The sequence below is a fragment of the Zavarzinia sp. genome (genome assembly GCF_049306435.1).
Lineage (GTDB): Bacteria > Pseudomonadota > Alphaproteobacteria > Zavarziniales > Zavarziniaceae > Zavarzinia.
Genome location: NZ_JBAQRT010000072.1, coordinates 1 through 7,678, shown reverse-complemented (window position 1 = coordinate 7,678; position 7,678 = coordinate 1). Strand labels below are relative to the sequence as shown.

Sequence of the window (7,678 nt, the reverse complement as noted above, 5' to 3'; positions counted from 1 at the left end):
GCCTTCATCCGGCAGGATCTTGGCCGCTATGGCAGGCTTCGCGACCGGCCCGACCTGCGGGCGACCTCGCGCCTGTCGCCGCATCTGGCCTTTGGCGAGATCGGTCCGGCGCAGGTCTGGCACGCCGCCCATCACGCCGAGGCCCGCGACCCTTCGCGGGCCGAGGGTGCCGCGCGTTTCCTTTCCGAGCTGGGCTGGCGTGAATTCTCCTACCATCTGCTGGCGGCGGAGCCGGACATGCCGCGCCGTCCCCTGCGGCCAGCCTTCGACCGCTTTCCCTTCGCCGCCGACGACGGCGCCCTGTCCGCCTGGCAAACGGGCCTGACCGGCTATCCCATCGTCGACGCCGGAATGCGCGAATTGTGGCGGACGGGATGGATGCACAACCGGGTGCGCATGATCGCCGCATCCTTCCTGGTCAAGGACCTGCTGCTGCCCTGGACCGCCGGCCTCGACTGGTTCGCCGATACGCTGGTCGATGCCGATGTCGCCAGCAATGCCGCGAGCTGGCAGTGGGTGGCGGGCAGCGGCGCCGATGCCGCGCCCTTCTTCCGCATTTTCAATCCCACCCTGCAGGGCCGGAAATTCGATCCCGCCGGTGACTATATCCGCCGCTTCGTGCCCGAACTGGCGGCCCTGCCCGACGACTTGATCCACGAGCCCGCCGCCGACCCGGCCGCGGCGGGACGCTTCGGTGTCCACATCGGCCGCGACTATCCCGCCCCCATCATCGATCACGGCGTGGCGAGACGCCGCGCGCTCGATGCCTTCGCCAGCATGAAACAGGAGTTCGCCGCATGACCCCGGCCGTTCAGCGCATCGCCGTCATCGGCACCGGCATTTCAGGCCTGGCAGCCGCCTGGCTGCTGCGCGACCGCTGCCGGGTCACGGTCTATGAAAAGGAAAACCGGCTGGGCGGCCATGCCCATACGAGGCTGGTCGATCACGGCGGCGCGCTGATCCCGGTCGACACCGGCTTCATCGTCTACAACGAGGTGAACTATCCGCATCTCACCCGGCTCTTCGCCAGCCTTGGCGTCGCGACCGACGAGAGCAACATGAGCTTCTCGGTCTCGGCCGGCGACGGGCGGCTGGAATGGGCGGGGGAGAGTCTGCGCACCGTCTTCGCCCAGAAGCGCAACCTGGCGCGTCCCCGCTTCCTCGGCATGTTGCGCGACATCCTGCGTTTCAACCGCGATGCCGCCGCCGATCTCGCCGCCGGCCGGCTGGACGGCCTCACGCTCGGCGACTATCTGGCGCGGGGCGGCTTTGGCGAGGCCTTCCGCCACGACTATCTGCTGCCCATGGGCGCGGCGATCTGGTCGACCCCGGCTGCCGACATGATGGACTTCCCGGCGGCCAGCTTCATTCGCTTCTTCGCCAATCACGCCCTGCTGCGCGGCCTCGACGACCGCCACCAGTGGCGGACGGTGCGCGGCGGCAGCCGGTCCTATGTCGATGCGATCGGCCGGGACCTTGGCGACACGGTCCGCCTGTCCTGCCCCGCCGTCCGGATCGAGCGGGATGCCTTCGGCGCGACGGTGATCGACGCCGCCGGCAACCGCGAGCGTTTCGATGCCGTCGTGCTGGCCACCCATGCCGATCAGGCGCTGGCCCTGCTGGACCGGCCCGATGACGCCGAACGTCGCGTTCTCGGCGCCTTCCGCTACACCGACAATGTCGCCGTCCTGCACCGGGACGCAGGCCAGATGCCCCGCCGCCGGGCGGTCTGGTCGAGCTGGAATTATCTGACCGGCAAGGGCCACGCGGGAAGCAAGGTCGCCCTGACCTACTGGATGAACCGGCTGCAGAACATCGATCCCGCGCGGCCGCTGTTCGTTTCCCTCAATCCGTTCCGGCCGATCCGGGACGAGTTCGTCTTCGCCACGGATCATTATCGTCACCCGATGTTCGACGGTGCCGCGATCGCCGCCCAACGCGACCTGCCGGCCGCGCAGGGCCGAAATCGCGTCTGGTTCGCCGGCAGTTACGCCGGCAACGGCTTTCACGAGGACGGACTGGCCGCCGGCATCGCCGCCGCCGCGGCCTTCGGCTGCCGCCCCGCCTGGATGCCGGCGATGGCGGCGGCGGAATGACCCGCCCGCCGGCACGGCTCTATCCCGGCCGGGTCTTCCACGGCCGGCTGCGCCCCTTGCGCCACGCCTTCAGTTACCGGGTGTTCTCGGTTCTGCTCGACATCGACCGGATGGCGGAAACATCCCGCCCGACCCGGCTGTTCTCCGCCAATCGATTCAACGTCATTTCGTTCCACGATCGCGACCATGGCGCCCGCGACGGCAGCCCGCTTCGCCCGTGGGTGGAAGCCCAGATCGCGAATGCGGGAATCCGCGTTCCTCCCGGTCAGCGGATCGAGATTTTGTGCTTTCCCCGGCTTTGGGGTTTCGTATTCAATCCCCTGAGCATCTATTTCATCGGTGACGGCGATGTGCCGGCGGCGATCGTCTACGAGGTGAAGAACACCTTCGGCGAACAGCACGCCTACGCCCTTGCCGCCCGGGGGGAGGACGGCGTGGTACTGCAGGAAACCGGAAAGACCTTTCATGTCTCGCCCTTCATGGCCATGGGCCTGCGCTACCGCTTTCGCCTGCGCCGTCCGGACGAGACCCTGGCGATCGCCATCGATGCCGGCGACGACGACGGCCCGGTCCTGAACACCACGCTGTCGGGTCGCGGCCAGCCCTTCACCGACCGCGCCCTGGCGATGGCCGTGCTCGGCCATCCGCTGATGACCCTCAAGGTCGTGGCCGCCATTCACTGGCAGGCCCTACGCCTGTGGCTGAAGCGCGCGCCCTTTTTCCGCAAGCCCGCCACCGCCGAGGATGCGCGCCCATGAGCATGACATCGACCGCCGGCAGCCACGTCGGCAGCCCCTGCCACGGCGTGATCGAGCGCGAGACGGCGCTGCATCTCCCCGGGCTCGACCGCTGGCTGCGCCTCGTGCTGCGCCTGTGCGGCCATCTCGATCACGGCACGGTGATGCTGACCCTGCCGGGCGGTCCCACGGTGGCGATCCGCGGCCGGACGCCGGGGCCGACGGCGGAAATCGTGCTGCGCGACCAGAGCCTGGGGCGGCGGGTGCTGATGCGCGGCGGTCTTGGTTTCGCCGAGGCCTATATCGACGGCGTGTTCGATACGCCGGACCTGACGACCCTGCTCGCGGTCATGAATGTGAACGAAGCCCTGCTCGATCAGGTACTGGACGGCAAATGGTGGGTGCGGGGCCTCGCCCGCTTCGGCCACGTCATGAACCGCAACAGCCGCAAGGGCAGCCGGCGCAACATCGCCCACCACTACGACCTCGGCAACGACTTCTACGCCGCCTGGCTCGATCCCGGGATGACCTATTCGTCGGCGGTGTTCGACGGCGGCATCAGCGACCTGTCGGCCGCCCAGGATGCCAAGAACGATCTTCTCGGCCGCAAGCTGGGCCTTGGTCCCGACCTGCATGTGCTCGAGATCGGCTGCGGCTGGGGCGGTTTCGCCGAACGGGCGGCAAGCCGCTTCGGCGCGAGGGTGACCGCCATCACCATTTCGCGCGAACAGCATGACCATGCCCGCCGCCGCATCTTCGAGGCGGGCCTCGCCGAGAAGGTCGAGATCCGCCTGCAGGATTATCGCGACGTTCCCGGTCGCTTCGACCGCATCGCCTCGGTCGAGATGTTCGAGGCGGTGGGCGAGCGCTACTGGCCGCGGTTCTTCGGCCGGATCGCCGACCTGCTGAAGCCCGAGGGCCGCGCCGCGCTTCAGGTCATCACCATCGCCGAGCGCTATTTCGCCCGCTATCGCCGCGAGGTCGATTTCATCCAGAAATATGTCTTTCCCGGCGGAATGCTGCCCTCGCCATCGGCGTTCGACAGCGCGGCCAGGACAGCGGGACTGCGGACGGGCGAGACCACCACCCACGGCCGCGACTATGCCCGCACGCTGAAGCTGTGGTTCGAGCGCTTCAATGCCGCCGGGGACAGAATCCGTCCCCTCGGTTTCGATGACCGATTTCGCCGGCTGTGGAACTACTATCTCTGCTATTGCGAAGCCGGCTTCGAGACCGGATCGATCGACGTGATGCAGACCGTGCTTCATCCGGCCTGACCGGAATTCGGCCATAATCCGGTCCAAGGTTGAGCCCTGCCTTATTTGGGCTTGCCTTAACCGGGGCAAGGCTACAGAACGGGATCAGAGAACTAAGAGCAGGCAGCAAAACAGCGTGGTCAATTCATCGACGTCCCGCCTCCCCGCTTTGCAGGTCTGGCTTTATGGTCTTCCCGCCCTCGCATTGACCGCTGTCGGCGTTCCCCTTCTCCTCTATCTCGTGCCCTTCTACACGGTCGAGAAAGGCCTGCCGGCCGGGGAGGTCGGCGCGATCCTGTTCGCCGTGCGGCTTGCCGACGCGATCTTCGATCCGACCTTCGGCGCGATTTCCGACCGGGTGCGCACGCGCTGGGGCCGCCGCCGGCCCTGGCTGCTGATCGGCACGGTGCTGCTGATCATCGCGATCTGGCACACCTTCCTGCCCCCTGAACAGGTCGACTGGGTCTATTTCCTGGTCTGGATGACCATTCTCTACGCCAGCTGGACCATGGTGATCGTCCCCTATGTCGCCTGGGGCGCCGAGCTGACGGGCAATTTCGACGAGCGGACGCGCATCGCCGGCATTCGCGAGCTGTTCCTGCTGGTCGGCACCGTGCTGGCGGCGGGCGTGCCGACGATCCTGAAGGCGTTCGGCGTCACCGGCCAGACCGCGACCATGGAGACCATCGGGTTCTTCGTCATCATCGTGCTGCCGCTCTCGCTCGCCCTCATCTTCTGGAAGGTGCCGGAGCCGCAGGTGATCGCCGCCGGCCATGGCCACGGCTGGCGCGCCTCGGTCGACGCCATCCGCAAGAACGGCCCCTTCCTGCGCCTGATTTCCGCCTTCATGCTGAACGCGACGGCGCAGGCGATCGTCGCCACCCTGTTCTTCTTCTACGTCCGCTTCGTGCTCGAGGACCCGGAACACGGGCCCATGCTGCTGCTGACCTATTTCATCGCCGGCATCGTCGCCGTGCCGCTGTGGATGCGCCTCGCCGAGCGCTTCGGCAAGCATCGGACCTGGGCCTTCTCGATGATCTCCTCGGCGGCGATCTTCCTGGTCACGCCGTTCCTCGGCCCCGGCGATGTCTGGATCTTCTTCGTCATCTCGATCTTCACCGGCATGAGCCTTGGCTGCGACCAGATCCTGGCCTCGTCCATGCAGGCCGATGTCGTCGACATCGATTCGATCCGCTCGGGCCAGCAGCGCGCCGGTCTCTACTTCGCGATCTGGAACATGGTCACCAAGATGGCGGGCGGCGTCGCCGCCGGTGTCACCCTGCCGCTGCTGGGTGCCTTCGGCTTCGATGCCTCGGCGACGGCGCAGAACCCCAATCCGCCCGACGCCATCCTGGCGCTGATCCTGCTGTTCGCGGCGGTGCCGCCGGCCCTGCGCTTCCTCTCGGTCAAGATCATCTGGAACTATCCGATCACCCGCGAGCGCCATGCCAAGCTGCGGGCGATGATGGAACGCAAGCTGGCCCGCCGCCTCGCCGCCTCGGGCGAGGAATAAGCCTCAGAGAAGGCTCTCAGGGCGCCGGCGTCGCGATCCGCCGGCGCAACAGCCGCAGCACCCCGCCCAGCACGGGAAAATGCTCGTAGAGCTGCGAGGCGGCGTCCCAGTGATCGACATGGGCGGTGATAAGGCCGCTCGCGGGATCGAGATCGATCTCGCTCGCCCCTTCGATGCGCAAGGGCCTGTCCGGCCAGCGCCGCAGCCGGTAATCCATGGTCCACAGCAGCACCGCCCGCGCCCCGTCGCGGAAGCGGCCCCGGACCGTGAAGCGGACATCGAGGCAATCCTCGAACATCTGGCCGAACAGGGCGCGGGCATGATCGAGACCGGCGAAATCGTTGAACGGATCGCGAAAGCGGATGTCGGCCGCCATCACGGTGCCCAGATCCCCGACGCTTCCGGGTGTCAGCCCTTCGAGCGCGGCGGCATAGCGGCCGAGCGCCGCGTCGAGATCCATCATCGGCCCTGCCCCGTGATCAGCCTTACCAGCGGAAAATACAGGCGATAGGGTAGCAGCCGCAGCAGCTTCAGCATGAAGGTAAAGCGGCGCGGGAAACTGGTCTCGAATCCCCCGCCCTTCGTCAGGGCATGGAACATCCGCCGCGCCGCCTCGTCCGCCTCGATGCGGAAGGGCATGGGAAAATCGTTCCGGTCGGTCAGCGGCGTGCGCACGAAACCCGGGCAGACCAGGCGGATGTCGACGCCGCTGCCCGCGAGTTCGACCCGCAGGGCTTCGGTCATGTTGATCAGCGCCGCCTTGGACGCGCCATAGGCCGAGGCCCCGGGCAAGCCCGAATAGCCGGCGACGGAGGCGACGACGGCGATCCGCCCGCGCCCCCGCGCCCGCATCAGAGGCAGCAGCGCCGCGAGGCCGTTCACCGTGCCGAAGACATTGACGGTGAAAAGTTCGCGAAAATCCGCCGGACGGAAATCCGACACCGGGGTCGGCCGGTGGGTGCCGGCGTTGAGAATGGCGAGATCGATCGGGCCATGGGCGGCCTCGATCGCCGTGACGGCATTCGCCACCAATGCCTCGTCGGTCACGTCGAGCGGGACGAGGATCGTCTCCGCCGGCAAACGGCCTAGGCCCCCGGCCCCCCGCGCGCTGGCGGCGACGCGCCAGCCCTGGCGGCTGAATTCCTCGGCGAGGGCGAAACCGATGCCGGAACTGGCGCCGGTGATCCAGACCAACGGCCGGGTCATGGCCGGGCCTCGGCTTCGATCACGCGGGGCGCGGGCACCCGGCGATAGTCGATGGTCGAGCCGTCGGAGGCGACGAAGGTCAGCTTCACCCATTCACCGTTGGCGTCGTACCAGAGGTCGAGATCGAGATCCCCACGCATCAGGTAACGGCTGGCCGGCACCACGCGGCCTTCGGACAGAACGGTGTCGAGGCCGGCATCGGTCACGGTAACGTCCATCGGGCGGCCGTCCTGGCTGGAAATAAGGCGGCGCTGGCGGATCGATTCCACCCGCCAATAAGTCGTCGGCAGAAGATCCGCCGGCAGGGTGCCGGTGAAGACGCTGCCCTCGACCGCGAGACCGTCCGTCGTCGCCGCGAGGCGGACGTGCCCGGCCTTGCCGTCGTCATTGGTGCTGCTCGTCATCGCGATCAGGCTGCCGTCCCGCCAGCGTTCCTCGTTGCGGTGCTCGTAGCGGAAGACCGTGACATAGGCGAAATCGACCGCGAGGCGGATCGAGATGTCGACGACGAGATCCGCGCCGTCCCGCCGGAAATCGATGCGATGGCTGCCGATCAGGTTGCCGTTCCGCCAGACGTCGAAATAGAGATTGCCCTTCTCCGGGATCGATGTCCCGCCGAGAACCTGTCCGGAACCGGCGCCGATCAGCGCCGCGAGGACGACAAGTGTCCGAACCCAGGTCTTCATGCGCCGCTCCCCGTCTCGACCCGACCTTCTTCCTTACGAGGGAAGAAGGCCGGCGGATCAGCGGCGCGCGGAAATACCGATCAGCGCCTCTTGTGGTCGTCGTCGCTGGTCAGGGCGCCGATGGCGGCACCGCCGGCACCACCGATCAGGGCGCCGGTGATGGCGCTGCCGCCCGTGAGGGCAC

8 protein-coding genes are annotated in these 7,678 nt (G+C 67.6%); 5 read left to right on the top strand and 3 right to left on the bottom strand.

Annotated features, from left to right (window positions below):
- From WAZ62_RS03635 to WAZ62_RS03615, 5 genes are all read left to right on the top strand, one after another.
- Positions 1–801 (top strand): cryptochrome/photolyase family protein (locus WAZ62_RS03635; RefSeq protein WP_422642173.1); only part of this gene is annotated, 801 nt, incomplete at its 5' end.
- Complete coding sequence (locus WAZ62_RS03630) at positions 798–2,096, top strand: NAD(P)/FAD-dependent oxidoreductase (RefSeq protein ID WP_422642172.1); 1,299 nt, start codon at positions 798–800, stop codon at positions 2,094–2,096. The genes WAZ62_RS03635 and WAZ62_RS03630, both read left to right, overlap by 4 nt.
- A complete protein-coding gene (locus WAZ62_RS03625) occupies positions 2,093–2,854 on the top strand; it encodes a DUF1365 domain-containing protein (protein ID WP_422642171.1) in 762 nt (253 codons plus the stop codon). The genes WAZ62_RS03630 and WAZ62_RS03625 overlap by 4 nt, the downstream gene beginning before the upstream one ends.
- A complete protein-coding gene (locus WAZ62_RS03620) occupies positions 2,851–4,110 on the top strand; it encodes a class I SAM-dependent methyltransferase (RefSeq protein ID WP_422642170.1) in 1,260 nt (419 codons plus the stop codon). Before WAZ62_RS03625 ends, WAZ62_RS03620 begins: the two co-directional genes overlap by 4 nt.
- A gap of 115 nt (positions 4,111–4,225) precedes the next feature.
- The gene (locus WAZ62_RS03615) at positions 4,226–5,602 is read left to right on the top strand and encodes an MFS transporter (protein WP_422642169.1); all 1,377 of its coding nucleotides are present in this window, start codon (positions 4,226–4,228) and stop codon (positions 5,600–5,602) included.
- Positions 5,603–5,618: 16 nt separating this feature from the next.
- Here WAZ62_RS03615 and WAZ62_RS03610 read toward each other — a convergent pair whose 3' ends face one another.
- The 3 genes from WAZ62_RS03610 to WAZ62_RS03600 are packed head-to-tail and all read right to left on the bottom strand — an operon-like array spanning position 5,619 to position 7,494.
- Positions 5,619–6,065: a nuclear transport factor 2 family protein gene (locus WAZ62_RS03610; RefSeq protein WP_422642168.1), complete on the bottom strand. Its 447-nt coding sequence runs from the start codon at positions 6,063–6,065 to the stop codon at positions 5,619–5,621.
- Positions 6,062–6,808, bottom strand: coding sequence for an SDR family NAD(P)-dependent oxidoreductase (locus WAZ62_RS03605; RefSeq protein ID WP_422642167.1), 747 nt, complete (start codon positions 6,806–6,808; stop codon positions 6,062–6,064). Before WAZ62_RS03605 ends, WAZ62_RS03610 begins: the two co-directional genes overlap by 4 nt.
- Positions 6,805–7,494 (bottom strand): DUF6134 family protein, encoded by a 690-nt coding sequence (locus tag WAZ62_RS03600; RefSeq protein ID WP_422642166.1) that lies wholly within the window; start codon positions 7,492–7,494, stop codon positions 6,805–6,807. The genes WAZ62_RS03605 and WAZ62_RS03600 overlap by 4 nt, the downstream gene beginning before the upstream one ends.
- Between the last annotated feature and the right edge of the window lie 184 nt (positions 7,495–7,678).

Excerpts from the sequence above, each read along its gene's own strand:
- WAZ62_RS03630 (WP_422642172.1), top strand. The coding sequence starts at position 798 with ATGACCCCGGCCGTTCAGCGCATCGCCGTCATCGGCACCGGCATTTCA.
- WAZ62_RS03625 (WP_422642171.1), top strand. The coding sequence starts at position 2,093 with ATGACCCGCCCGCCGGCACGGCTCTATCCCGGCCGGGTCTTCCACGGC.
- WAZ62_RS03620 (WP_422642170.1), top strand. The coding sequence starts at position 2,851 with ATGAGCATGACATCGACCGCCGGCAGCCACGTCGGCAGCCCCTGCCAC.
- WAZ62_RS03610 (WP_422642168.1), bottom strand. The coding sequence starts at position 6,065 with ATGATGGATCTCGACGCGGCGCTCGGCCGCTATGCCGCCGCGCTCGAA.
- WAZ62_RS03605 (WP_422642167.1), bottom strand. The coding sequence starts at position 6,808 with ATGACCCGGCCGTTGGTCTGGATCACCGGCGCCAGTTCCGGCATCGGT.
- WAZ62_RS03600 (WP_422642166.1), bottom strand. The coding sequence starts at position 7,494 with ATGAAGACCTGGGTTCGGACACTTGTCGTCCTCGCGGCGCTGATCGGC.